The sequence below is a fragment of the Spirosoma foliorum genome (assembly GCF_014117325.1).
Classification (GTDB): domain Bacteria; phylum Bacteroidota; class Bacteroidia; order Cytophagales; family Spirosomataceae; genus Spirosoma; species Spirosoma foliorum.
This window is the reverse complement of the sequence record NZ_CP059732.1, coordinates 555103-579360: the sequence shown is the minus strand read 5'-3', so window position 1 is coordinate 579360 and position 24258 is coordinate 555103. Positions and strand designations below refer to the sequence as shown.

Annotated in this window: 20 protein-coding genes; 12 read left to right on the top strand and 8 right to left on the bottom strand. The window is 47.5% G+C overall.

Annotation, left to right across the window (positions count from 1 at the left end; translation table 11 throughout):
- Nucleotides 1–10 precede the first annotated feature (10 nt).
- From H3H32_RS02455 to H3H32_RS02440, 4 genes are all read left to right on the top strand, one after another.
- Complete coding sequence (locus tag H3H32_RS02455; RefSeq protein ID WP_182461098.1) at nt 11–1468, top strand: alpha-L-fucosidase; 1458 nt, start codon at nt 11–13, stop codon at nt 1466–1468.
- 155 nt (nt 1469–1623) lie between these two features.
- Nucleotides 1624–3687: an alpha-L-fucosidase gene (locus H3H32_RS02450; RefSeq protein WP_182461097.1), complete on the top strand. Its 2064-nt coding sequence runs from the start codon at nt 1624–1626 to the stop codon at nt 3685–3687.
- Nucleotides 3688–3827: 140 nt separating this feature from the next.
- Nucleotides 3828–6371 (top strand): carboxylesterase family protein, encoded by a 2544-nt coding sequence (locus H3H32_RS02445; protein WP_182461096.1) that lies wholly within the window; start codon nt 3828–3830, stop codon nt 6369–6371.
- Nucleotides 6372–6486: 115 nt separating this feature from the next.
- Nucleotides 6487–8766 carry a family 20 glycosylhydrolase gene (locus tag H3H32_RS02440; RefSeq protein ID WP_182461095.1) on the top strand — a complete coding sequence of 760 codons (2280 nt, stop codon included), beginning with the start codon at nt 6487–6489 and terminating at the stop codon, nt 8764–8766.
- Between the two features lie 196 nt (nt 8767–8962).
- Here the strand turns inward: H3H32_RS02440 and H3H32_RS02435 are convergent, their stop codons facing one another.
- The 5 genes from H3H32_RS02435 to H3H32_RS02415 all read right to left on the bottom strand — a co-directional run bounded on the left by H3H32_RS02435 (nt 8963) and on the right by H3H32_RS02415 (nt 13031).
- Complete coding sequence (locus H3H32_RS02435) at nt 8963–10150, bottom strand: phosphoglycerate kinase (RefSeq protein ID WP_182461094.1); 1188 nt, start codon at nt 10148–10150, stop codon at nt 8963–8965.
- 81 nt (nt 10151–10231) lie between these two features.
- Complete coding sequence (vapC, locus tag H3H32_RS02430) at nt 10232–10639, bottom strand: type II toxin-antitoxin system VapC family toxin (RefSeq protein WP_182461093.1); 408 nt, start codon at nt 10637–10639, stop codon at nt 10232–10234.
- Nucleotides 10639–10833, bottom strand: coding sequence for a type II toxin-antitoxin system VapB family antitoxin (locus H3H32_RS02425; RefSeq protein ID WP_182461092.1), 195 nt, complete (start codon nt 10831–10833; stop codon nt 10639–10641). Before H3H32_RS02425 ends, vapC begins: the two co-directional genes overlap by 1 nt.
- Nucleotides 10834–10876: 43 nt before the next feature.
- Nucleotides 10877–12067: a hypothetical protein gene (locus H3H32_RS02420; RefSeq protein WP_182461091.1), complete on the bottom strand. Its 1191-nt coding sequence runs from the start codon at nt 12065–12067 to the stop codon at nt 10877–10879.
- Nucleotides 12054–13031, bottom strand: a complete 978-nt coding sequence (locus H3H32_RS02415; RefSeq protein ID WP_182461090.1) for a DUF2157 domain-containing protein — start codon at nt 13029–13031, stop codon at nt 12054–12056. Before H3H32_RS02415 ends, H3H32_RS02420 begins: the two co-directional genes overlap by 14 nt.
- Before the next feature lie 29 nt (nt 13032–13060).
- Here H3H32_RS02415 and H3H32_RS02410 point away from each other — a divergent pair, with 29 nt between their 5' ends.
- From H3H32_RS02410 to H3H32_RS02400, 3 genes are all read left to right on the top strand, one after another.
- Entirely contained in the window at nt 13061–14752 is a 1692-nt protein-coding gene (locus tag H3H32_RS02410) for a VRR-NUC domain-containing protein (RefSeq protein WP_182461089.1), read from the top strand.
- Between the two features lie 79 nt (nt 14753–14831).
- Complete coding sequence (locus H3H32_RS02405; RefSeq protein ID WP_182461088.1) at nt 14832–16361, top strand: immunoglobulin domain-containing protein; 1530 nt, start codon at nt 14832–14834, stop codon at nt 16359–16361.
- 177 nt (nt 16362–16538) lie between these two features.
- Nucleotides 16539–17318 (top strand): hypothetical protein, encoded by a 780-nt coding sequence (locus tag H3H32_RS02400; RefSeq protein ID WP_182461087.1) that lies wholly within the window; start codon nt 16539–16541, stop codon nt 17316–17318.
- A gap of 24 nt (nt 17319–17342) precedes the next feature.
- On the opposite strand, the gene H3H32_RS02395 is transcribed toward H3H32_RS02400, so the two are convergent.
- Nucleotides 17343–18080 (bottom strand): class I SAM-dependent methyltransferase, encoded by a 738-nt coding sequence (locus H3H32_RS02395; protein WP_182461086.1) that lies wholly within the window; start codon nt 18078–18080, stop codon nt 17343–17345.
- A 174-nt stretch (nt 18081–18254) separates the two neighbouring features.
- On the opposite strand from H3H32_RS02395, the gene H3H32_RS02390 reads away from it, so the two are divergent.
- The 3 genes from H3H32_RS02390 to H3H32_RS02380 all read left to right on the top strand — a co-directional run bounded on the left by H3H32_RS02390 (nt 18255) and on the right by H3H32_RS02380 (nt 19947).
- Complete coding sequence (locus tag H3H32_RS02390) at nt 18255–18659, top strand: c-type cytochrome (protein WP_182461085.1); 405 nt, start codon at nt 18255–18257, stop codon at nt 18657–18659.
- 347 nt (nt 18660–19006) lie between these two features.
- The gene (locus H3H32_RS02385; protein ID WP_182461084.1) at nt 19007–19183 is read left to right on the top strand and encodes a hypothetical protein; all 177 of its coding nucleotides are present in this window, start codon (nt 19007–19009) and stop codon (nt 19181–19183) included.
- Between the two features lie 164 nt (nt 19184–19347).
- Entirely contained in the window at nt 19348–19947 is a 600-nt protein-coding gene (locus H3H32_RS02380; protein WP_182461083.1) for an HD domain-containing protein, read from the top strand.
- Nucleotides 19948–19977: 30 nt separating this feature from the next.
- On the opposite strand, the gene rlmB is transcribed toward H3H32_RS02380, so the two are convergent.
- The gene (gene rlmB, locus H3H32_RS02375) at nt 19978–20799 is read right to left on the bottom strand and encodes a 23S rRNA (guanosine(2251)-2'-O)-methyltransferase RlmB (RefSeq protein ID WP_182461082.1); all 822 of its coding nucleotides are present in this window, start codon (nt 20797–20799) and stop codon (nt 19978–19980) included.
- Complete coding sequence (locus H3H32_RS02370) at nt 20772–22211, bottom strand: GWxTD domain-containing protein (protein ID WP_182461081.1); 1440 nt, start codon at nt 22209–22211, stop codon at nt 20772–20774. The genes rlmB and H3H32_RS02370 overlap by 28 nt, the downstream gene beginning before the upstream one ends.
- 243 nt (nt 22212–22454) lie before the next feature.
- On the opposite strand from H3H32_RS02370, the gene H3H32_RS02365 reads away from it, so the two are divergent.
- Both H3H32_RS02365 and H3H32_RS02360 read left to right on the top strand, forming a co-directional pair.
- The gene (locus H3H32_RS02365) at nt 22455–23222 is read left to right on the top strand and encodes a class I SAM-dependent methyltransferase (RefSeq protein WP_182461080.1); all 768 of its coding nucleotides are present in this window, start codon (nt 22455–22457) and stop codon (nt 23220–23222) included.
- A 657-nt stretch (nt 23223–23879) separates the two neighbouring features.
- Nucleotides 23880–24227, top strand: a complete 348-nt coding sequence (locus H3H32_RS02360; RefSeq protein ID WP_182461079.1) for a hypothetical protein — start codon at nt 23880–23882, stop codon at nt 24225–24227.
- Nucleotides 24228–24258 lie beyond the last annotated feature (31 nt).

Sequence of the window (24258 nt, the reverse complement as noted above, 5' to 3'; positions counted from 1 at the left end):
TCCTACCCCCATGAAAAATACCTATTTTCGTTCACTCTACTTCGGCTGGACTTTAGCTTCTTTGCTGGTGTCTGGTGTTACGCAGGCTCAGCAGCATTCTGAGCAAAATCACGCCCATTACGTTCCCCCAAAAGACAGTCTGGTTAGCAAGAAACTCGCGCATTGGCAGGACGTTAAGTTTGGCTTGTTGATGCACTGGGGTACATACAGCAAGTGGGGCATCGTAGAATCCTGGTCGCTGTGCCCCGAAGATGAAGGCTGGTGCGAACGCCGGGGGCCATACGCGGCCAACTGGTACGAGTATAAAAAAGCCTACGAAAACATTCGGACAACCTTCAACCCGACTCAATTTAACCCCGAACGCTGGGCTACAGCGGCAAAAGATGCAGGTATGAAATACGTGGTGTTCACAACGAAACACCACGACGGATTCTGTATGTTCGACACTAAACAAACGGACTACAAAATCACCGATCCGAAAACGGCTTTCTCATCGAATCCACGCAGTAACATTGCCAAAGAAGTGTTTAGTGCTTTCCGGGGACAGGACTTCATGGTTGGCGCTTATTTCTCGAAACCTGACTGGAATACACCCTCGTATTGGGACCCGTATTTCCCGCCTAAAGATCGCAACGTGTCGTATGCCCCTAAAAAGTACCCGCAAAAGTGGCAGCAGTTCAAGGACTTTACCTACAATCAGATTCAGGAGTTGATGACGGATTATGGTAAAATCGACATTCTGTGGCTCGATGGCGGCTGGGTTCGTCCGGCATCAACCATCGATTCGACCATTAGCTGGCAGCGCACCATTCCGTATGATCAGGACATCGACATGGCCCGAATCGCGGGGATGGGTCGTAGCAAACAGCCGGGTTTATTAGTCGTAGATCGCACCGTAACGGGTGAATTTGAAAACTACGTTACGCCTGAGCAATCCATTCCTGATTCGTACATGCCTATCCCCTGGGAGTCGTGCATGACGATGGGTGATTCGTGGTCGTACATTCCGAAAGAAAACTTCAAATCGACCCGCAAATTGATTCACACGCTGGTGGATATTGTCGCTAAAAACGGCAACCTGCTCCTGAATATTGCTCCCAGCCCCGAAGGCGATTGGCATCCCGAAGCCTACCAACGATTGCAGGAAATTGGTGCTTGGCTGCGCGTCAACGGCGAATCGATTTATGGTACCAAACCCGTAGCACCTTATCGGCAGAAGCAATGGGCCTACACCGGAAACGGCAAAACGAAGTATCAGACGTACTTGCCCAGTGATAAAGAGACGGTGCCCACAACCATCACGCTCAGCAACGTTACGCAAAGCAAACCGACCGTAAAGCTGTTGGGATATACCAAAGCCTTGAAAGCTAATAAGACGGCAGAGGGATTAGTTGTTGCACTACCCGAAGCGGCTCAGAAGTTACTGGCTAGCCAACCAGCCTGGGTTTTTAAGCTGGAAGAACGGTAAACTATACTTCATTAATTGGCCGATAGTTGCATCCCTCTCCCGTTTTGGGAGAGGGGCCGGGGGTGAGGTCAGAGCTTCTCGGCGTTTCCCCTCACCCCAACCCCTCTCCCAAAACGGGAGAGGGGCTAGGCTAAATCATAGAATCCTGAAGCTAAATGTACATACGACTCATTACCCTTTTTGTCCTTCTCTCACAACTCTCCTTTGCCCAAACGCCAGCGCCATTTGGTGCGGTGCCATCGTCGCGTCAGTTGCAATGGCATAAGCTGAAGTACTACGCGTTCGTGCACTTCAACATGAACACCTTCACGAATGAAGAGTGGGGGCATGGGACCGAAACCGCTGATATGTTCAACCCAACCCAGCTCGATTGTCGGCAGTGGGCACGGGTGGCGAAGGAAGCGGGTATGGAGGGAATCGTGATCACGGCCAAACATCACGACGGTTTCTGTTTGTGGCCCTCAAAATTCACGGAACACTCGGTTAAAAACAGCAAATGGCGTGATGGCAAGGGCGACGTCCTGAAAGACCTATCGGCAGCTTGTAAAGAGTATGGATTAAAATTCGGGGTCTATCTCTCGCCCTGGGATCGGAATCACCCTGCCTACGGAACATCTGAGTACAACGAAATCTTTAAAAGTACACTCAAGGAAGTATTGACACAGTACGGCAATGTATTTGAGGTCTGGTTCGACGGGGCTAATGGCGAAGGGCCAAATGGCAAGAAGCAAGTGTACGACTGGCCCGGCTTTATCGCGACGGTACGCCAGTACCAGCCCAACGCGGTCATTTTCAGTGATGCGGGTCCTGACATTCGTTGGGTGGGTAACGAAGACGGCTATGCAGGTGAAACCAACTGGGCTACCCTGAATCGGGATAAGGTCTATCCAGGTTACCCCAACTATTGGGAACTAACTCCCGGTCATGAAGATGGTACGCACTGGGTGCCTACCGAAGTCAATTGCTCGATTCGGCCGGGTTGGTACTACCATGCCAGCGAAGATAACAAAGTGAAATCACTGGAACACTTGGTAGATATTTACTACAGTTCGATTGGACGAAACGGTAACTGGCTGCTCAACCTACCTGTTGATCGTCGGGGGCTGGTTCATGAAAACGACGTGGCCCGACTTATGGAGCTGAAAGCCTACACCGACAAGGCTTCGGTCAATCTGGCTGGTGGAAAGAAAATTACAGCTAGTAGCGTGTTCAGCAAAACGCCAACCTTTGCTGCCAGCAACATATTGGACAAAAGCCGCGACACCTATTGGGCTGCTGCAGATGGTACCAAACAAGCTACACTCGACATCAATTTGGGCAAATCAACTACCCTCAACCGATTGTTAATTGAGGAGTATATCGCGTTGGGCCAACGGGTGAAGAAGTTCGCCGTATCAGCCTGGAAGGATGGAAAATACCAGCCGGTTGCTCAGGGAACGACTATCGGTAATCGACGCATTTTGCGTTTCCCGACCATAACGACGAGTAAAATTCGAGTGAGCATTGAGGAGTCAAAAGCCAGTCCGCTTATTCGCCATATCGAAATCTATAACGCACCTGAGCTTATCGTACCACCGGCCATCAGTCGGAGTAAAGAAGGGTTGGTCTCCATCGTTTGTCCCCGCACTACCGATCCGGTTATTACCTATACGACCGATGGTTCGGAGCCAACGGCTAGTAGCCCTCGTTTCAGTCAGCCGTTTGCGATGCCGCAGGTTGGAACTGTGAAAGCCCGCGCCTTTATCGACAATATGAAAAAAGCCAGCAGCCCCGTTTCGACTGATTTTGACATTAGCTCAACTAAGTGGACAGTTGTCTCGGCTGGTGGCTCGACATCGGCTAAAGGTACTGATCGCCTGATCGATGGAAATCCGAATACTAGTTGGCAACAACGCAAAACGGGTGAAGAGCCTGTCACGGTGGTACTTGATCTCGGCGAAACCTTATCACTAAAGGGCTTTACGTACCTGCCTCGACAGGATGGTCGAAAGAACGGCATTGTTTATCGGTACGCCGTTTCGGTTAGTCAGGATGGGAAAAGCTGGTCAGCACCCGTTAGTCAGGGCGCGTTCAGCAATATCAACAACAACCCTGTCGGGCAGTCGATCCGATTCGACCAGCCGCAGTCAGCACGTTATCTGAAATTCGACGCCCTCGAAACCACCAGCGAAAAAGACGCTACTGTTTCCATTGCTGAACTGGGAGTTTTAACTCGTTAATAGTCAATATTTTAAAATAATAAGAAGGGTTTTTTTTTCATCCCGACGTCAGGAGGGATCTCAAGTTTCGTATCAGTCAAGCTTGAGATCCCTCCTGACGTCGGATCTCAAAAAAACACCCAAAACTAACGCCATCAACTATGTCAAACCGATTTATTCACCTTGCCCTTACGCTACTTTCGGTGAGTCAGCTTCAGGCGCAGACCAAGCCTGAGTCGACAACCTATTCGTTTACCAAAGGACTGGTTGCCTTAACAGGAAGCCGCTATGGCCGGGAAGCGATCTATGCCGATCCACTGGCTTATCAGCTCTATACAGGTGCTCTCAAACCACCAACCGACGGCGCTGTGTTTGGTACGGATGAACAAGGGAAAGAGATTAAATGGATACCTGTTACGGCCGATAGTCTGAACCGATTGCGACTTCGGAGCGGCTTTCGGGGGAATGGTGGAGCACCAGCAGGTCCCGGTGTCGTAACGGGCAGTCTGCGGGGCGGCATCGGTGGTGGCGGTGGCTATACCTACCTGACCTACCCATCGACTCGCGAACAGATTGCGTCGCTCAATATTAAAGGTAACAGCAATGTCTATGTGAACGGTGAACTCCACATGGGCGATGCCTACAGTATGGGCTATTTGCACATCCCGGTAAAGCTCAAAAAAGGGCTGAACGAGTTTTACGTGCGGGGAGTCATGATCACCGCCAACCTGACCTTCCCCAATAAGTCGGCTTTGTTACGTACCGACGACCCCACCTTACCTAGTATCCGACTAGGCGAATCGAACGCATTACTTCAGGGCGCTGTGGTCGTTATCAATGCATCAACAGCACCGTTGACTGGCTTACAACTGACCAGCAAACTGGCCGGTAAATCACTGACGACCAATCTGCCTGTTATTCCAGCTCTATCAGGCCGAAAAGTAGCGTTTACCTTCGATGGAAGTGGTGTTAGTGCCAAGGGGCCACAACCTTGTGAGTTAACCCTGACGCAAAAAGGGAAGTCGCTGGATGCTGGTGTGGTTTCGGTGGAAGCCGTTCCGGCGGGAGCTTCGTATAGTCAGACCTTCGTTAGCCAGATCGATGGAAGTTTACAATACTATGCCGTAACCCCACAGTCATCGGCCGCAACGGCTCCCTCGGCTTTGTTTCTATCGGTGCATGGCGCAGGTGTAGAAGCCAGCGGACAGGCTCGGGCTTATAAATCAAAAGACTGGGGGAATCTGGTGGCAGCTACCAACCGTCGGCCACGCGGTTTCAACTGGGAAGACTGGGGTCGTTTAGATGCGTTGGAAGTACTATCGATTGCAAAAAAACAATTCAAACCCGATCCGCAGCACATATATCTGACTGGCCACTCGATGGGCGGTCATGGTACCTGGTTCCTGGGCGCTACCTACCCCGACAAATGGGCGGCTATTGCTCCCTGCGCCGGTTACCCAACTTTAAAAGAATACGGTTCTGCCGATGGTGTGATTCCAGATGGAAGCAGCAACCCATTGGAGCAAATGCTGTTGCGATCTGGAAACCAGAGTGATGTACTGAAACTGACGAGCAACTATAAGCCACTGGGCATTTACGTACTACACGGCGATGCCGACCGGACGGTTCCCGTCACCTACGCTCGCCAGATGCGTAAACTGCTAGGCGAGTCGCAACCCGATATGAGCTACTACGAATATCCCGGCGGTAGTCACTGGTTCGGCGATGAAAGCGTTGACTGGAAACCGCTGTTCGATTTCTTCAAATGGCACAAGATTTCCGTTGATTCGACAGTGAACGCCATTGACTTCACGACGGCCAATCCCGGCATTTCGTCGGCATACCGATGGGCTTCTATTGAGCAGCAAATCCAGCCGCTGTTGTACAGCCGCATTCAACTGAACCGTCAGAGACAAGCCATTACCGGCACAACGGCCAATGTGGCTCTGCTAAAATTGGCCCTGAATGAGTTTGCCAATAAAACGCCAATAACCGTAACGCTTGATGGCAGTTCAGCGCTAACCTATACGACAACTAGTGATCAGGATACACTATTCCTGCGTCGCGAAAATGGGCAGTGGAAACAGGCACAACGACCCGATCTAGCGCAAAAAGGGCCTCACCGGAATGGTACATTCAAAGATGCTTTCAACAATCGTATGGTGTTTGTGTATGGCACGAAGGGTACGAAAGAAGAGAATGACTGGAACTGGCAGAAGGCTCGCTACGACGCTGAAACCTGGTATTATCGGGGCAATGGCGCTATCGATATCATTGCCGATACCGATTTCTCGTTGGCCAAATACGCTGATCGCGGGGTGGTTCTGTTCGGCAATGCAACCAACAATGCCGCCTGGCAATCGCTACTCGCCGACTGCCCAATTCAACTGGAGCGCAATCAGATTCGGGCCGGGAGTCAGCAATGGCAGGGCGATGATTTAGCTACTTACTTCGTATGGCCTATTAAGGGTTCAAAAACGGCATCGGTTGCGGTCATTGGCGGAACGGGTTTGAAAGGTATGAAAGCGGCCTCGGCCAACCAATATTTTGCCGGAGCCAGTGGTTTTCCTGATTTCATGATTTTCGGCCTGGACATGGTTCGAGATGGTAGCAAAGGCGTTCGGATGGCGGGCTTCTTTGATAACGACTGGAAACTCGCACCAGCACAGTATACTGTCAATGGCCAGAAAAACGGAACGGAATAACTCTCTCCAGCTAACAAGTTTTTTCGACAGGATGAACAGGATTTTAGGCAATAGAAATCCTGTCCATCCTGTAAATCCTGTCGAAAAACAAAACACCTTCAATACTCATCTTCCAATGACCCGATTACATTCCCTATTGTTCGTTCTGCTCGTGACATTGTCCGTCAAGGCGCAGGACGTTGCTCAACGATATCCGCTAATTCCGTATCCCACATCGCTCGTTCCGGCGTCGGGGCAATTTACTGTAACAGCTCAAACGGCGCTGGTTGTGCAGGATAGTCGATTCAGTAATGAAGCAAAACAATTGCAGACGTTGCTGGAATCAGGCATGGGTAAGCGACTGTCTGGTATGGGCAAAGGACCAAAAATTGTACTTCAGCACGACGCATCACTCACGAATTCAGAAGGCTACGATCTAACGATCACCCCACAGCAAGTAACACTAAAAGCCAGCCAGCCTGTCGGGATGTTCCGGGCAGTTCAAACCATTCGCCAGTTGTTGCCAGTAACGATTGAAAAACCCGGTCAAGCGTTGGTATCGCTCACGCTTCCAGCGGTTCAGATTCGTGACCAGCCCGCCTATGCCTGGCGGGGTATGCACCTCGACGTGTCGCGGCATTTTTATTCCATCGACTATTTACAAAAATTCATCGACAGACTGGCGCTGTATAAATTCAATAAATTTCACCTGCATCTGACCGACGATCAGGGTTGGCGACTGGAAATTAAAGCCTATCCCAAACTAACCAGCGAGGGAGCGTGGCGTACGTTCAATAACCAAGATTCGGTTGTTCTGAAACGGGCGGTTACCAACCCCGACTTCGATCTTCCCAAACAGTTCATTCGTCAGAAGAACGGACAAACGCAATACGGAGGCTTTTACACGCAGGCCCAAATGCGTGATCTGATTGCCTACGCAGCCGCCCGACACATTGAAATTATTCCCGAAATCGACATGCCCGGCCACCTGACGGCAGCGATCAAGGCTTATCCATTTCTGAGTTGCACAGGTCAGGAAGGCTGGGGTAAAACGTTTTCGGTGCCCATTTGCCCCTGCAATGAACCGACGTACACGTTCATGGAAACGGTGCTGAGTGAAATTATAGCCCTGTTTCCCAGCCCATACGTTCATATTGGGGCCGATGAAGTGGAAAAGTCGACTTGGGCGCAGTCGGCGACTTGTCAGGAGTTGATGAAGCGGGAGAACATCAAAAACGTTGAAGAGCTACAGAGCTATTTCGTGCATCGGATCGAAAAATTTGTGCAGTCGAAAGGGAAAAAACTAATGGTTTGGGACGATGCCCTCGAAGGTGGTCTCAAGCCTTCTACAGCCGTCATGTACTGGCGTAGCTGGGTGAAAGGTGCCCCCCAGAAAGCCGCCCAGAATGGGAACGACGTTGTCATGACGCCGGTGAGCAACCTGTATTTCGATAGTCCTCCGGGTATTCGGTCGGTTGAAAATGTGTACAACATAGCTGTGGTGCCCGAAGGTGTGACCGCCGAACAGACAAAGCAGTTTTTGGGCGCGCAGGCCAACATCTGGACCGAATACATTCCGACCGAAAATCGCGTTGACTACATGGCAATGCCTCGAATGACAGCACTCTCGGAAGTAGTCTGGACCGCGAAAAAAGACTTTCCATCGTATCAGAAACGGCTGCTGCAACACTTTTTGCGGATGGAGCAACTAGGCATTCATTACCGGCTACCTGACCTGACGGGCTTTGCTGAAGAAAACGTGTTTGTCGATAAAGCCACGCTGCGCATCAAAAAGCCGTTGGACAGCTACATTCTGCGCTATACAACAGACGGTACACAGCCTCAGGTAAATTCTCTTGAATTACCCGCCGATTTAACCATTTCAAAACCGCAGACGGTTAACGTTGCGGTCTTCACACCATCGGGCATTCGGGGGGATGTGTATTCGTTGCGCTATCAACAGCAAGCCTACGCAACTCCCGTTGGGGGCGCTAGCTCTGTGGCTGGCTTGAGCTGTCTCTACTTTAAGAAGTATTTCAAAGAAACGAAATTGATGAAGCAGCAAAAGGCTGATAGTTCCTATGTCATCAATAACGTTGTGGTGCCCAAATCAGTGAATGCTCCTAGCTTCGGGGTTCAGTTTCGGGGCTACATGACCGTGCCCGAAACGGGTGTTTACAGCTTTTTCTACACCTGCGACGATGGCGGTATTCTACGCATCGCCGACCGGATGGTGGTCGATAACGACGGTAATCACTTCCCCATTGAAAAAAGTGGTCAGGTTGCTTTACAGAAAGGAGCTCACCCTTTCGAAGCGGATTTTATTGAAGGCGGTGGCGGCTTCACACTAAAGCTGAAGTATAGCCTGAACGGCTCGGAGCCAATGGACATTCCCGACAGCTGGTTTACGCATTGATTTGGCGGTTTAGCCTCACTCCTAGCCTGTTGGTTGTTTCCCACAGCAAAGCGACTTTGTCCAAGTCCAGAAGGTAGAACTTGTCTTTAATCGATTAGACTAACCTATCCATCAAATAAAGCCCACCGATAGGACCATTTGGTACCAGTCGGTGGGCTATTGTTATGTTTACCTTTTTTACTAATTCACAAAATCTCTACTCCAACGCTGCTACACCTGGCAATACTTTTCCTTCCATATATTCCAGCAAAGCACCACCACCTGTTGAAACATAGCTTACGCGATCACCGTAGCCAGCCTGGTTAACAGCTGCGGCAGAATCGCCACCACCGATGAGCGAGAACGCGCCGTTTTCTTCGGTTGCTTTTACCACCGCTTCCGCAATGGCATTGGTGCCTTTGGCAAAGTTTTCAAATTCAAACACACCCATTGGACCATTCCAGAGGAGCGTTTTGGATTTAGCAACAATATCACTGAACAGTTCGATGGATTTAGGACCAATGTCCAACCCTTCCCAACCATCAGGAATCTCGCCCGTATCAACAACTTGTCGATTAGCGTCGTTCGAGAAGTCATCAGCACAGACGTTATCCAGCGGCATGTAGATTTTCACGCCTTTTTCTTCTGCCTTTTTCAGCAACTCAAGCGCTAAATCCTGTTTATCCGCTTCAAGTAACGATTTCCCGATTTTACCACCCTGGGCTTTCGTGAAGGTGTAGGTCATGCCACCACCAATAATCAGGTTGTCTACCTTGTCGAGCAATTTCTCGATAATCAGGATTTTATCAGAGATTTTAGCACCACCCATGATTGCCGTGAACGGGCGCTCTGCATTTTCCAGTATCTTTTTGGCATTGGCTAGCTCAGCTTCCATCACATAACCTGCCACACGATCCGTAAAAAACTGGCCCATTACGGCTGTACTGGCGTGGGCACGGTGAGCGGTTCCGAAAGCATCGTTCACCCAAACATCGCCCAGACTGGCGAGTTTTTTCGCGAAGTCTACGTCACCTTTTTCCTCTTCTTTATAAAAGCGAAGGTTTTCGAGCAACAGAATCTCGCCGGGTTGCAGGCTGGCGGCCAAATCCGTAGCCGACTGGCCAATGCAATCGTCTGCAAATTTCACCTCACGACCAAAGGCTTCCTTTAACGCAGGCAACAAATGCTTAAGCGAATATTTTTCTTCAGGGCCACCTTTTGGCCGGCCCAGGTGCGACATAAGAATGGCTGATCCACCATCGTTCACGATTTTCATGACGGTTGGAATGGTCGCCTTAATACGAGTATCGTCGGTGATGTTGTACGCCTTATCGAGGGGTACGTTGAAGTCTACCCGAACAAGGGCTTTCTTACCAGCAAAATTGTAGGAGTCTACGGTTTTCATGCGACTGCGTATGGTCGTTGGTTTGCGAGGCCAAACTTAGCAGTTTTTTGGGAGACGTGAACGCGAAGTTTACGATTACGGCTAAGCTTTAGCTACACGCAACGCGGTAAAGCGGGCGATTTGGTCAAAGTCGATATCGTTATGCAGAACAGGAATATCGTAGAATATAGCGTAATGGGCAATCAGGCAATCGTTTGGCTTTCGAATCGTTACACCCTTTCTGCGAAGAGTTCGATATAACTCAGCCGCACCAATGGCGGCCTCAACAGGATCTAGTTTCAGAATTGCCAAAGCCAATAGATTTCGTTTAACCTGATTGAATAATGAATCTTCATGAACACCTTGTAAAATCTCCTGCACAACGGTAGCAGTCATGTAGATGCTCTCATCAGATAACCGAAGATATTTTTGCAATAGGCGAGCCTGTGAAACATCACGTTGTCGGATGTAATCAATCCAAACAGAGGTATCCACAAGAACTGGTTCCATTATTTTTCAGCTCTCATTTGTTCAAGATCGCCCTCCCAATGAACTTTGCCTGGCCACTCTAAAATCTGTTTGCGATTGAGCATATTCACATAGTTCTCCAGTGCTTGTTCAACCACTTCTTTTTTTGTTTTGGCATGACTCAACTGCATTGCTTCCTCAAGCAACTTATCACTGATGTTAATATTTGTTCTCATCGTTTTCTATATCTATACACAAATATATCATTTTCTATACACATCAATACTTCCCTTCACTTCCAGCGCCACCAAAGTCGCCACCGCCAAATCGGAGATCATCTTTGGGTGCATGCTGAGTCGAACCAGCAGCCTGAACAGCAGCAATAGTGGCCGCATTTATAAAAAATTCGTCCGGTGAATCATCATCCGGTGAATCCGTAAAACCATACGCCAGCTGGCGTAGGTATCGAATACAGAGCACAGCTATTCCAATCAGCGCTAGTCCCCCCATTGTTAAGGCCACATTAAGCGGCACCAGAGCCGTATAGTCGTGCACTGTGGCTACAGCAGCAATCAGACCCAGTATGCCCAGAATGATCAACATTCGATTTTTCTTAACTAATCCTTGCCAGAGATAGACGGCCGGAACTCCAAATGTCAAAAACCAAAACAGCCACGGAAGCCCTATTTCGGGCGCTTCTGTATGTCTGGAGCCAAATAGATTAGGTCGGATTAGTAGCCCGTTCAATTCCCGCGCGACAAAATAGTTGCTACTGGCCGCTAATACAATCAGCGCTATCCACTGAGCCAGATTCAAGGGATCGGCATAATATACTTGTCTGGAATTCCGCAGGGCAACCTGACGCACAACTACATATAGTGCAAGCGAAACACCCATCATGACGAAAGGCAAGGCATCTTTCCCCCAACTGTACTTAATCAGTCCGTCGAAAATGGCGGTATAGAAAGTAGCTAGTGTAAAGAAGGCAATTAAGGTATCGCCATAGTACCAAAGAATGAGCAACAACAACGGCAGAGTCAGGAAACAATGAATACTTAGAGAAAGACCATCGGGTAGAAATTGATTAAAGCCGAACGCCAATAAGCCTGCCATCGTGACCACAAATGCATTATCAATTCCGTTCCGGTATAGTAGTCGCTGGTTAATAATCAATCGGCCTATCAACCCAATACTAATCCCAAAGACGATGTTATACACACCATAGGTTATTGACGATTCGGAGAATAACGAGAACATACTGGCAGGCAATAAGTAACAAGCCAGAATGGCTACTGTTGTGAACAGAAATAAACCGATTTCGAGAAAGCCGTTCGTTTGCCGAAATTCCATCGGATACGCTTTACGCACAGCCGTCATTTGCTCATCGGACAGTAGTTTCTGTCGATGCCACCGCTCAGCCTGCTCCAGAATCTCACGATTGCAGATCCATTCTTCGTTATACGCTTTCATTGGTGCGAATTCGTTTGGTGAACTGGCTCATCAAGTAGTACACTAAAGCAATACCTGTTACGATGAAATACCAGAAATAAGGCTCGTCGCTGGCGAAATCCATGTAATGAAAAAACAGATAGGTAGCACCAATGTAGCCGTAGACGGCGGCCATCAGCAGAAATAAAAAAGAGCTATCCTGTCTCGAATACCAATCAAAGGCGAAACAGGCGACGGCTAGTCCTATCGCAAACCATAAGCGTACCCCCTCAAAATTAAATAAGCCACCAAGCAAAGCGACCATCAGTAAGTTTCCGGCCATTGTGAGGTAGGTGTAAGTGAAGTGCGGTTTGATTCGCTGCCGATCGAGCAGCAAAGCAGCTCCGATCAGAACGAGTGCCAGTATAAGAGCCGAAAAGACGGTATCCTGATCGAAAAAGTTTGTTTTGAAATAGAGTTCCAAGGGGCGCACGGTGACGCCCACCCATGAAATTAGGGCCGTTAAACCCATGCCCAAAACACCTCGATGATCGAACCAATAAGCCAGCGCTAAGAACAATAGGGCAGGCAATAGTGTAACCAGCCCATATCGCTCCCCAAACACATTGTACGCGTATTGGGCGTAGCCTTCGAGTGTCAGAAATAGTAGGCAGGCTAACACTAACGCGTAATCGCCGAAAGTTGACCGACTTTTTGTTTCGTTCGGCGACCAGTCAGGTCGATGGCGCCAGGCAAAATAGAAGCAGCCAGCACAGGCCAGCGCAATAGTTGCCAGCAAAGCGCCGTGCCCAATCTGATCGAAGTTATCATACACTAAAAGACCCAACCCCGAACTCAATAACAGGATGCCGACGTACAGCATGGCCCGAAGTTCCCAATGCAAAGAAAACGGCTTTTTTAGCTCAATATCGGCTAGTTGAGTCTGCTGTTTAGCGGACAAAATACCTTGCTTATTGAGCTCGTTTAGCACATCGGTTGGGGACATAACTAGCTATTTTTTTGTTACTTGTTAGTATGGTTGGACGACAGAAAATTATTCTTACCCCTCGTTATTACCTCGACAATTTCCGCTATGTGCTGGACTTTGTCAAACGACTCTACGGCGGTCTACTAAACGAGGCCGAATGGGATTTTGTGCGCCGATTCGAGGAGTTGAGCCTCGATGCACAGTGCCTGTACGTTCGTTTTAGCAATCGCAAAGGACTCTTTTTCCGCACTCAAAAACTACAGTATACCGAAATAAGTGACTTACCGACAGCTGTTGGCGAACTTCTCAGCGCCGGATTCATTGAGCGCTTATCTGCTAGCCATACTACTATGGGCGAAGATGCACTCAGTGTTTTTACGAAACCCGAACTCCTCGACCTGCTACCTCTAGAACCCGAAGAGACCAAAGCTCTTGCCAAAGAGAAGAAAGAAGGTGTTGTACGGTATGCATTAAACGAACTTGATTTTGGCGAGATTGTTACGAGCCTGACCACGCGCGAGACGGTCGTCAAGATGAATTTCGAGGCTGAAGGCATGATGGTCAAATACCTGTTTTTCGGCAATCGGGGCAGTAGTATGACCGAATTCGTCATTCGCGATCTGGGCATGGTGAACTTCGAACGATACGACGAAAGCAAGCTAACGGCCCGATTCCGTACTCGGAAAGAGGTGGAAGATAAACTCCTGATATCGCTCACGAACGAGGAATTTTACGAACTTAAAGAAGCTGAAACACCCGCCGACGATATTTATAATTGGTTTCTGAACTGGAACGAAACCCGCCCCGAACTCACCGAAATTGCGATTCCGGGTTATCAGAAGCTCGTTTGTCGAGTTGGAGCTTATCTGGAGCGGCAGAAATTGCCAGAACAAGCCTTATCCGTTTACGAGCTCTCCGACCGGGTTCCGGCTCGTGAACGCCGGGTTCGGTTGTTATTCCGAAACGGAGCAATCGACGAAGCACTTGCCCTCTGTGATGAAATTGCGGTAAACCCACTGAATGCCGAAGAGCGTTACTTTGCCAACGATTTTCGCGAGAAAATCCTGGGTTTGAGCGAGAAAAAACGGACTCGTAAAGCCACCACGCGCTTTTTGTCGGATGCCGAAAGTGTCAATATTCCGGCCGCTTACCGTCATCATGTCGAAGCGGGTGTCATGAATTATTATCTGGAGCAGGATTTCGACGCGGCTTTTACTGAAAACTATCCCTGGCGTGGTCTGTTTGGGCTGGTTTTCTGGGACATCATTTACGACGCCAACGTATCGGCCATTCATCACCCATTACAACGGGCACCATCTGATTTTTACTTACCTGATTTTTATCTAAAACGCGAAGACCTCTTAAAAAAACGCCTTTCTGAACTCGAAACGAAAGACGACTGGCGACGCCATACGGGTCGGATGTTCAACGCTAAATACGGCATCACCAACGTATTGGTCGACTGGTCGGATGAATTGATCACGCTCGTGCAGCGTATGATTGAGCTATTAAGCGTGGAACAGCTTCGCCTGATTTTACTCGAGATGGCACGCAATGTCCGCGAGCATACACGCGGTTTTCCTGATCTCCTCATCTGGAATGAGCAGGGTAACTATGACTTTGTGGAGGTCAAATCGCCCACCGATCACCTTGGTCCACAACAATTACACTGGCTGGAATTTTTCCAGACAATTGGCGTGCGCGGAAAGGTGGTGCGGGTAATTTGGGAGCTTGCGTAAAAGTAGACTCCGTTCTACTTTTACGTTTGAAACGTTGATTCATCCACTCAGCTATCCACCTTCACGAATTCCTTCCTGCATGACCTTACCTGTACGCTTGTTTGTACTATTGACCGGATTGTTAATCTATTGTCAACTAGTAGAGGCTCAAATTACCATCACCTCTGTTACCCCAACCTCGGCCTGCGCGGGTTCTACTGTCACTGTTACGTATAACAGTCTTCAATTAGGAACACTTTATGCTTATCTCTACAATGCAAATTCAACAGATATTGGGGTGCCGAAACAACTGCAAACTATATCCGGAGGAAATAATCTAACTATAAGTATCCCGATTGCCAGCACCCAGGCATCGGGAAATTATACAATCAGACTTACCCTCTACACACCATCATCCACGAGTTATATCAGTACCAGTTTGGTCACGGTGAATTCAGTTCCAATAGCCCCTACGGTTAACAGTGCTGTCTCTTATTGCCAATGGGCAACTTCTTCACCTCTGTCAGCTACAGCTAGTGCTGGTGGGACCTTAAACTGGTATGGTACTAATGCCACTGGAGGAGCAACTAGTTCGTCACTAATGATTCCATCAACTTCAATTGTAGGCCTAACCAATTACTATGTCAGCCAAACTGTTAATGGTTGTGAAGGCCCTAGAGCATCTATTAGTGTGACGGTTAAACCCATTCCTGTAGCTCCTCTTACTATTGGGGGTATATCTTTATGCCAAGGCAGCATAGCTCCAGCTTTATCTGTTATTGCAAGCAGTGGAGGAACGCTCAATTGGTATAATACGCCAATAGGAGGAACCGCTTCGTCAGTAGCCCCTATTCCACCAACGTCACAAGCGGGCTCTATTAACTACTACGTCAGTCAAACACTTAATGGTTGTGAGGGGCCAAGAGCATCAATTTCGGTCATAGTTAACGCACTCCCTATTGCTCCATCAGTTAGTTCCGTCACTTATTGCCAGGGAAGCCCGGCTTCTCCTTTAACAGCTACAAAGAACGCAGGAGGAATTTTGAATTGGTATGGTGCTTCGGCCAGCGGGGGAACTGCCTCGGCGACAGCCCCTGTTCCACCAACGTTGACTCCCGGTACGTTTAGTTATTACGTCAGTCAAACGATCAATGGGTGTGAAGGTCCCAGAGCAACGATCAACGTCACTGTCAACCCTAGACCAACGGTAAGTATTGACGCAGGTGAGGCAATACTTACGCCTTCTCAGACTAGCCTTACCTTAACAGCTACATCATCTGCTTCTACTCTCTCCTGGTCGACAGGCGAGACAAGTCCAACTATTACAATCAATACAGCCGGAGTCTATGCAGTGACAGCTACAGCCGTTAACGGCTGTTCATCGATAGCTACTATTACTATTAGCCAGAGTAATCTGGACGTAATTTATTCTGTAAAGCCAGGCGGTTGGGACGATCCCGCAGTATGGTCGACTAGTCAAATCCCAACCAGTGCCGATGCGGTTCGGTTACGACACGCTATAAGCCTGCCTGCAGATTACCAGGCTCAAGCCGGATTATTGAGTTATGATGCGGGTGGGCAATTACAACCAGATATGGGCAGTTGTGTACGGTTGGGGATTTACCAGTAAACTGGATTTTCCTGTTAAAACTCCATATCAGTCTGTCTTACCGAACAGTGAAACGTTGCGTTTCTAATTGGTAGCTATCCTCACTTTTTTGTTACACACTGTAGTTTATGAAACCTCTCTTTACGCTATTTCTATTACTTTTCTCCTATTGTAGTTTTGCACAAACCGATACGATTTATGCTGGTGAAAAAAAAGATTGCCTGTATGGTGCTTGATGTAAAATCAGACACTATACGATTTATTTATCCAACCGAAGAAGTAATAAATAGCATCAATAAAAATACCGTACAGAAAATAGTCTATCTGTCAGGAGAAATTCAGATGTTTTCTGTGCCGCCTGCGTATAAACAAGTAATAGGTCCAGATGATTGGGAAAACGTCTCGATTACTCGATCAGCCAAAGAAGTAAGGAGTTTTCGGCAGGTTGGTTCTGTAAGTGCGCAAGCAAGAGGATTTGCAGGTACAGCCGTATTAGGTGGCATTACGGGAGCAATTTTGAATAATATGAGCGCCATTAAGAAAAGGACGTTCCGTAAATTAAAAATGCAGTGTGCCATGAGCGGAGGGAATCTCGTACATGTGACGCAACTTGACTCTATTTCCGCATTGTATTTAGTTATAGTCAGTAGAGCTGCTGAAATGGCCGGCCAGGGTATAGCTTATACAACAAGTGCGCTAAATGCAGATGAGTTCCGAAATAAACTGAAAGCAAAAACGTCGTTTACCTGCGTTGAGCGAATCGAGATGTCGACCCAGGATAACGAGTTTACCAAACACCAATTTGATTCTGTTTTCAAATTAAGTTATGTCATTTCAGAATCAGGGTTGTTATATGCCATTGGTAAATTAAATGATGTCAGCGCAAGCCAATTCAGGGTGACGGGCTTTACCGATAAATATTTCATTTTGATGTGCAAGGTTAAATCGACTACCTATAACTACATAATAAACTTCTAAACGATAAGGCAGCAAATAGCTTCTTCACACCCGCCCTACCCGTAAGAAAATGGGAAACTGAAGCTCACGCTCGGCATCACCCCAAATTGGCTTTAGCACCTCGCCTAACCAATTGACGGGGTCTTCTTCATTTTCGTGAATGTATTGCCGCACTGCCGACCAGGTACGTAGGTAGTTCAGAAATCGATCCAACGACCAAGCGTGTCGGGCCGTAAATTCGGCTCGTTGTGCATCGGCAAAAGGGAACGGCAAAGTAGCGTAGGCATTATCGATGTATTTCCGTTGTGGGTCCCAGTATGGTCCAATCCGGTTTCGGTAGAAATCCAGCAAAATAGGATCGAGATCCGATCCGAGCAGTACCAAGCCATAGCCCCACTCAGCGATCACAGCGCCAGGTTTTGCTACTCGGCGAACCTCCTGATGAAACGCACTGATGTCGAACCAGTGAAGTGCCTGGGCTACGGTAATCAGGTCGAAAGTTTGGTTAGCAAAGGGGGTTTGTTCGGCAGAGCTTAACTGGTAGTTAATATTCGGCTTTTTAACTGCCAGAATGAGTTGCGTTTCGCTAATATCGGTAGCTTCTACCTGATCAAAAATAGCGGCTAATGCCCCCGCGACCTGCCCGTTTCCAGTGGCGCAATCCCAGGCTTTTTGGCGGTTTTCGACAAATGAGAGCACAAAATCATATAATTCAGCGGGATAGTCGATTCGATATTGAGCGTATAGATTGGCGTGGCCAGAAAAGCGGTCGAGCGGTTGCATAGGTTTTGTTTTCGCAAAGTTTAAACGTTTTAAAACAATAGTTGTCTAATGTTTGGTTTAATAGGAAAAAGCGCAGTCAAAATTGGGTTATCATCTGAAACCATCTATTTTTGCGAGACTGACCTATAGGCCGATTATCAATCAATTCGTCCATTTATTGTTTACCCGATTCTCATGAAAAAAACGTTTGGCATTCTTATCGCTTCGGCTGCGCTCGCCGTTGCCTCTTTCGACGCTAACGCTCAGGCACCAGCCGATATTCCGGCAGATATGAATGCCCTGATGCAAAAGTACACCTGTATCGCCTGCCACCGCCCTAATCAGCGTCTGGTTGGACCAGCGTATGCTGATGTAGCCAAGAAAAAATACTCTGTCGATGAAATTGTGAAGTTGATTTATACACCCAATCCATCGCACTGGCCAGGTTACCCTCCAATGGCTCCAATGACACAGGTGCCTAAGGAAGACGCGGTAAAACTGGCTACCTGGATTAATTCGCTCGACGATAGTCCAACAAAGACAACCACCAAGAAAACGAAAACAACCACGACCAAGAAAACGACGAAGAAAACAGCCTAAGTTGTTTCACAGTTGGATTCTAATAAATCAAAAAGGCCATTTCCATACGGGAATGGCCTTTTTGTATAAACAGGTAATTTATTTTATTCTAATTCAAGTTGAGAGATACAAAAGTGGTCGCGTTAGCGATCAGATATTTGTAGAAAATGGTGATCGGGGGTAGGTTTTGGTCGCGTAGCGATCAGACAAAAGCACAGTTAGATCGCTACGCGACCAAAACCTACCCCCAATCACCATTTTCTACAAACATTAAGTCCCTATGGGACTATCTCGTAACTTGAATTTATTCTAAAGTATCATCCCCTCCAGTGTCTCTATAAGTCAACATTTTACTTATATTTGCTTCCATGAGACCCGACAAGGAACTTGATCAAATTGAGCCGTTACTAGCAGATCCGGTACAGTTATTAGCAGAATTAACGGTCAATATCAATCAACGGTTCGATCAGTTTCAACAGGAATTAAGTGACGTTAAAACAGGCCAGCAACTCATCTTGCAAATCCTTCGAGAAAAGCTTCCCTAAATCAAGGCGATTGGTAAAACTGGAGTTTCTATATATCACTCATAAAAAAGTCCCAACCTAACAGATCGAAGGTTGGGACTTTTTTTATGCAAAGAGCGGTTAACTTTATATAGCTTGAAGTTATTTCATAAATCTGACTTAGGGAAACTTTCAATTCGTTTACAATGCAACCAGATCAGTTAGTAAAGCAAATTGAGTTTATCAAAGAGATCGACAAGATCAAATACATTCAACGAAAGACAAAGCTTTTCAACAGCGACCGAAACGAAAATGACGCTGAGCATAGCTGGCATCTGGCGATGATGGCTATAGTGCTGGTTCAACACGCAAATGTCCCCGTCGATCTATTGAAAGTGTTAAAAATGCTCTTGATTCACGATATTGTTGAGATCGACGCTGGCGATACGTTTATCTACGATTCTCAAAAGAACCATACAAATACAAACGAGGAACGACTAGCTGCCGAACGCATTTTTGGCCTGTTACCTGCCGAACAAGCCGCCGAATTTATCGCGATCTGGGAGGAGTTTGAGGCCAGTCAAACCGATGAAGCGAAGTTTGCCAGATCGATGGACCGATTAGAGCCTTTACTTCAAAATGCCTCTAACAATGGGGGAACCTGGCAGGAATTTGGCGTAGATTATGCTAAAGTTTACGAAAAAAAGAAGGTCATTAACTATGGGTCAGCTACCATCTGGCAATACGCCGAGCAACTCATAAATGACAGCGTCGAACGGGGTATATTAAAAAAAGCGGCTTTATAAGGCCGCTTTTCCACTATAAATTAGCTGTTACTAGGCAGCTTCAATGGCTATACTTCGTTGACGCACCGCTTCGTAAAGCACCACGCCGGTAGCCACGGATACGTTCAGTGAGCCAACTGACCCTAATAGTGGAATCTTGACGTGGGTGTCGACCATCCGTAGCAATTCAGGTGAAATACCGTCCTCTTCCGAACCCATGATAATGGCGAGCGGCCCGGTAAGATCGGTGCTTCGTTCGTAAAGATCACGGCTCGATTTTTCGGTACAGGCTACTACTGTAACACCTGACTCTTGCAAATATTTCACGGTCTCGGTCAGATCAGGTTCGCGGCAAACCGAAATATGGTTCAGTGCACCCGACGATGTTTTCATGGCATCGGAATTGATTGCGGCAGCACCCCGGCCGGGTATCACGATACACTGAATACCTGTACATTCAGCCGTACGGGCAATTGCGCCGAAGTTTCGAACGTCAGTAATCCGGTCAAGTAGTAGGAAAAATGGCTGCTCTCCGCGCTCATATACATCGGCAATCACGTTTGAAAGCTTGACATATTGTACCTGAGCAATCAGACAAACAACGCCCTGGTGGTTTTTCCGGGTGAATCGATCTAGGCGTTCGGCAGGTACCCGCTGAATGGTAACCCGTTTCTGAAAAGCTAGATTCTGGATATCGGGGTTACTCAACTCCTTATCCATATACAGCTTATCAATCTGCTGATCGGACTTTAGGGTCTCGATAACAGACTGAATACCAAACACCATCTCGTCGGGTTCAGGACGAAATTGCGGACGGGAATTGTTCGTTTTATGCTTGGGGCGATTTACTCGCGGATTGCGCCGGTTCTCCATGCTTCGACAATCGGATACCAAATTGGCTGATACTCAATGTAACGCACCAGCTCGTAATGGTCCTCGACAAATTGATTCGGTTTCTTTGTGAATGTAAAATTAACCTCCGAGACATTAGCCCGGCGATTATAAACCCACACTTCGCGCTCTCGGTTCCGCTGTACACGATCAGGCGCCCCCAGCACAATGTAAATCATGCCTTTATCGGTTTTCCAACCCTCTTTGTAGGTCGTAAACAATCGATTGGCTTCTTCCACCCGATCAAAATAAGCTTTGAGTGTTTTTCTGGCTACATCTTCATTTCCTGACATCATGCTCAGCCAATACCGGTCAAAGGCTTTCTTTGTGTCTTGTGCCTGGTTCAATTCGCCAATCTCGCTGCTGGTGCTCATGTATAGCACAGGCTTGATGAGTTTGGCAGGTCGGGTCAATTTAGGAAACCGTTTATCAGCTACAACCAACCCAATGCCCGCTGCGTCGGTTGTGTCTTCCACAAAATAGTAAAGTCCTTCCTGGGGCAACACAAACGGCTGATTTGTGGTAATGCTCAGCGTCGAATCGATCGTCAGCGATTTGGCACCTGAACGGGGCGAAGTATTCATAGGTGACGAAGCCGCTTCGAAATCATGTCGATAACGGACTCCAAACAGGGTTTTACTTGTTCCACTTACATCACGAATAACAACGGTATCGCCGACGTTCACATAATTGCGCAGTTGTGGTTGTTTGTTGCTCTTGTTAAATAACGTAAACCGATCACTCAATTTAGGGGCAGTGAATCGCAATGACAGGTCATTTCGAGCTTTGGTACCACTGTTCGTTTCAGTAATTTCAGTCAACAAAACAGCGTTCGTAGCGCCTTTAGGGCGTTTGATATCGAATGTCAACGTCAGATGATCGCCATCATGGCCTACGTTCTGCGTAGTTAATGGAACCGTTCCATAGCCCAGCCGTTCGCGATTGTTGTAGTCTGGGTACATGACATAAGCAATCAGGAAATGTTCCACAAAATCGGCTGGATTCAGGATTGCGTCGCCGGTTGGCGTTTTGGCCGTTAAATCCATGTACACCCGTACATTCGACGTATCAATGGCTAAAAACTTCCCTTTGATCGAAGTAACGACCCACTCTCCCCCTTTGGTCGACATGGCAGGACCTGTACCAATAGCAGGTGCATCATTCGTTTTAACGGGTGCTGGCGCCTGAGTTGTAGCCGGACGTGAATCGGTTGGCGTAGCGGTGGCCGTACGCTGCCCATCGTTGGCGCGAGGAGTGCTTGGACGACTGGGCTGATTACGCTGTGCTTCGGTACGGGCGTCATAAGCCTCATTGACACGCGCCTGCTGCGTTTTTTTAGCGCTTGAGCAGGCCGACAGAATAGAAATAATGAGTAAAGCAGACAGAATGCGCATAAACAACGATGCAATCTAAAACCTATAAGCCAGACCACCCTTGAGCCGCCGAAGCGAAACGGTTTTTAACCCTTTATAGGTCTAATATGAACTAGTTTATTGATAACGAAAAAACAGGCCGGTTCGACTTATGAAACCGCTTCATTTTTCTTTGCTTCTACAAAAGAGTAATTTTACAGATTCAATTGCAACAAAGACGTTAACTAGTTAGCTATAGTCTACAGCAAACGTCCCGAACTAGCTATGTATAAGACCACAGAAATTACCTCAGCCGAAATCGCATCCGATAACCCAGTCCACCAACGTCTGCTATTTCCCTACGTTGAAGCAGCCGAAATGGTCAGCGGAAATGTACTCGAAATTGGTTGCGGCTGGGGCCGTGGGTTAGAACTACTGACTAAAGCCGCTAAACATTATACAGGTATCGATAAGAACGAGGAGTTGATTAAGGCACTTCAGGCCGAATATCCTGCCTCAACGTTCATAGCTGCCAACATTCCCCCACTCAGCACACTTGCTGACAATACGTTCGATTACATCGTAACGTTTCAGGTTATTGAACATATTGAAAACGATGATCTGTTTATCAAAGAAGCCTATCGCGTACTGAAACCGGGCGGTAAGCTGTTGCTGACAACGGTCAATAAAACCTTCTCGCTTACCCGAAACCCCTGGCACGTTCGGGAGTATTATGCAGACGGATTAAAGTCGTTAATCACGAAATACTTCCCCAAAATTGAAACGCGGGGAATTCACGGTAACGACAAAGTGATGACCTATTACGAGCAGAACAAAGAATCGGTCAAAAAACTGACTCGATTCGACATTTTTAACCTGCAATACCGTCTCCCTCGCCGACTGCTCCAGGTTCCTTATGATTTAATGAATCGTCTGAACCGCAATCGGCTCCTGCAAGCTGATGGGCTGGCGGCTCAAATCAATTACACGGATTATCTCGTCAGTAATAACCCGGCCGGAAGCCTGGACTTCTTTTACATCGCAACGAAATAATCGGGCACTGTTAAAGTGGCGGTACACCGGAGTACCACTCCGGTGCAGTCGCCTTAGCGACTAATGGTCCTGTGATAAACTTAGTCTTACCGCTCAATGGAGTGGCACTCCGATATACCGATCCGTTCCAACGTTCCGATTAGTTAATGGGTCTCATCATACAAAGTAAAAATGATGAGACACTTTCTATTTAGTTGCCTCGGCCTAGTTGGTCTACTGGGTTGTGAACAGAGTATTCAATCGGGATGTCGGTCTGTTTCAGAAACTGTAGATGTTAATGAGCGGTCTCATAGCGTTGAACCATACAGTCCCGATTCAGCACGAGTGTTCGTGTTTGAATATGACTTTGACGAACCGATATCAGTTCTGGTCAACGGCAATCTTATAGCACAGAAACAATTCGAAACTTCAACCAATGGGTTAGCTGGGCGTTTAAAAGTAAAAGCGAGACCAACTGATGAAATAGTTCTTAAAACGACCAATGGTTGCGCCCATTTCCAACTAAGAGATGGCTACAAATACTTGTATATAAACCGATTAAATAACAAAGATTGGGCTATCACCTATGCTAATTATGGCCGGGGTTATTTATAAAACAGGGCTTAAAATTAGGACTTTCAGGTTCTGAATACGCTAATTTCCTATCTATACTCAATCATGAAACTACTCTTCGTTCTCTGTTTAAGTTTGTTCTTAGCCAACACGAGTTTTGCCCAGGTATACGTTGATGGCGTGGCCATTGATACGACCAACACGCCCTTCTGCCAATTATTTTGTACCAATGCCAGTGGCTTGTCCAGAGCACGTGTCCTGATTGATTACGGACAGCGTTTTGTTGATAATGGCCTTTCCCGCCCGAAAATAGCAGGTCCCGATAAGCAAGTCATTACGTTCAATTCCAGCATTGATGCTCTGAACTTTATGGTTCGCCAGGGTTGGCAACTCGTTACTTTTAAGATGAAAGGCGATACGTTTGTTTACCTGCTACAGTGGAGGAAGCTCTGATTTGATAGCACGAACGTAGACGTTCGCGCCA

Excerpts from the sequence above, each read along its gene's own strand:
- H3H32_RS02455 (WP_182461098.1), top strand. The coding sequence starts at position 11 with ATGAAAAATACCTATTTTCGTTCACTCTACTTCGGCTGGACTTTAGCT.
- H3H32_RS02450 (WP_182461097.1), top strand. The coding sequence starts at position 1,624 with ATGTACATACGACTCATTACCCTTTTTGTCCTTCTCTCACAACTCTCC.
- H3H32_RS02445 (WP_182461096.1), top strand. The coding sequence starts at position 3,828 with ATGTCAAACCGATTTATTCACCTTGCCCTTACGCTACTTTCGGTGAGT.
- H3H32_RS02440 (WP_182461095.1), top strand. The coding sequence starts at position 6,487 with ATGACCCGATTACATTCCCTATTGTTCGTTCTGCTCGTGACATTGTCC.
- H3H32_RS02435 (WP_182461094.1), bottom strand. The coding sequence starts at position 10,150 with ATGAAAACCGTAGACTCCTACAATTTTGCTGGTAAGAAAGCCCTTGTT.
- vapC (WP_182461093.1), bottom strand. The coding sequence starts at position 10,639 with ATGGAACCAGTTCTTGTGGATACCTCTGTTTGGATTGATTACATCCGA.
- H3H32_RS02425 (WP_182461092.1), bottom strand. The coding sequence starts at position 10,833 with ATGAGAACAAATATTAACATCAGTGATAAGTTGCTTGAGGAAGCAATG.
- H3H32_RS02420 (WP_182461091.1), bottom strand. The coding sequence starts at position 12,067 with ATGAAAGCGTATAACGAAGAATGGATCTGCAATCGTGAGATTCTGGAG.
- H3H32_RS02415 (WP_182461090.1), bottom strand. The coding sequence starts at position 13,031 with ATGTCCCCAACCGATGTGCTAAACGAGCTCAATAAGCAAGGTATTTTG.
- H3H32_RS02410 (WP_182461089.1), top strand. The coding sequence starts at position 13,061 with ATGGTTGGACGACAGAAAATTATTCTTACCCCTCGTTATTACCTCGAC.
- H3H32_RS02405 (WP_182461088.1), top strand. The coding sequence starts at position 14,832 with ATGACCTTACCTGTACGCTTGTTTGTACTATTGACCGGATTGTTAATC.
- H3H32_RS02400 (WP_182461087.1), top strand. The coding sequence starts at position 16,539 with ATGCTGGTGAAAAAAAAGATTGCCTGTATGGTGCTTGATGTAAAATCA.
- H3H32_RS02395 (WP_182461086.1), bottom strand. The coding sequence starts at position 18,080 with ATGCAACCGCTCGACCGCTTTTCTGGCCACGCCAATCTATACGCTCAA.
- H3H32_RS02390 (WP_182461085.1), top strand. The coding sequence starts at position 18,255 with ATGAAAAAAACGTTTGGCATTCTTATCGCTTCGGCTGCGCTCGCCGTT.
- H3H32_RS02385 (WP_182461084.1), top strand. The coding sequence starts at position 19,007 with ATGAGACCCGACAAGGAACTTGATCAAATTGAGCCGTTACTAGCAGAT.
- H3H32_RS02380 (WP_182461083.1), top strand. The coding sequence starts at position 19,348 with ATGCAACCAGATCAGTTAGTAAAGCAAATTGAGTTTATCAAAGAGATC.
- rlmB (WP_182461082.1), bottom strand. The coding sequence starts at position 20,799 with ATGGAGAACCGGCGCAATCCGCGAGTAAATCGCCCCAAGCATAAAACG.
- H3H32_RS02370 (WP_182461081.1), bottom strand. The coding sequence starts at position 22,211 with ATGCGCATTCTGTCTGCTTTACTCATTATTTCTATTCTGTCGGCCTGC.
- H3H32_RS02365 (WP_182461080.1), top strand. The coding sequence starts at position 22,455 with ATGTATAAGACCACAGAAATTACCTCAGCCGAAATCGCATCCGATAAC.
- H3H32_RS02360 (WP_182461079.1), top strand. The coding sequence starts at position 23,880 with ATGAAACTACTCTTCGTTCTCTGTTTAAGTTTGTTCTTAGCCAACACG.